This window comes from Colwellia psychrerythraea (genome assembly GCF_000764225.1).
Lineage (GTDB): Bacteria > Pseudomonadota > Gammaproteobacteria > Enterobacterales > Alteromonadaceae > Colwellia > Colwellia psychrerythraea_D.
The window spans coordinates 1-764 of record NZ_JQED01000023.1; the positions used below are offsets into that span (position 1 = coordinate 1).

2 pseudogenes are annotated in these 764 nt (G+C 44.2%); one reads left to right on the forward strand and one right to left on the reverse strand.

The annotated features are described in order from the left end of the window. Window positions 1-128 (reverse strand): annotated as a pseudogene (locus ND2E_RS22940) (beta-lactamase regulator AmpE); the annotation flags it as partial. 352 nt (window positions 129-480) lie between these two features. Between ND2E_RS22940 and ND2E_RS11170 the strand changes: the two are divergent. Beyond that, window positions 481-764, forward strand: a pseudogene (locus ND2E_RS11170) (glycosyltransferase); the annotation flags it as partial.

Below are 764 nucleotides of genomic sequence, written 5' to 3' on the forward strand. Positions count from 1 at the left end.
CCTTTATTGGTCAATAAATTAACAGAGCGAGTTAAGTAGCCATTAGCGTAATAACTCATTTGCCAATGCGCAGAGCGAGCACCTAAACGCTCAAGTATCAGTGCTATTATTATTGAAACCAAAATCATGTTGTTACTCGCTTAATTTAGGGTCTGTTGACCTTTGCGGATTACAATTTGTTCAAACTAGGGGCGGTTTAATCACGGCGCGAGGTTTGTAACCTAGTGGGCTAAGTAAAAACCGAGCAAAGCTTCCGCGTCCTGCTCACGCCCCTTACCTACATCCATGTAGGCAACAAAGAGTAAATCGCCCCTAGGCAGAACCCTTCGGGCAGCGCCTGTTTGGTATTGATGCTGCGTTATCGCCTATTTGTGGGGAACAACCACACCACCTAGGCTCTGCCTTGACTAAATACCAAACAGACTGCTGACAATTTAACCTTGAAAGGTCAACAGCCCCTAATAATAAGAGATCTAGCCAATGAAAAAAGTGCTGGTAATTGGCTATGTATGGCCAGAGCCCAATTCGTCTGCTGCGGGTACGCACATGATGTCGTTACTTAATGCGTTTAAATCGCAAAACTGGGATGTTGAATTTGCTACGCCTGCACAACCTACAGAGCACATGGTAAATCTGAACGATTACGGCATCACCAGTCAAAGCATCGCACTTAACTGCGATAGTTTTGATGATTACGTTAAAGCCTACAACCCAGATATTGTTATGTTCGACCGTTTTATGATGGAAGAACCATTCGGATCGAA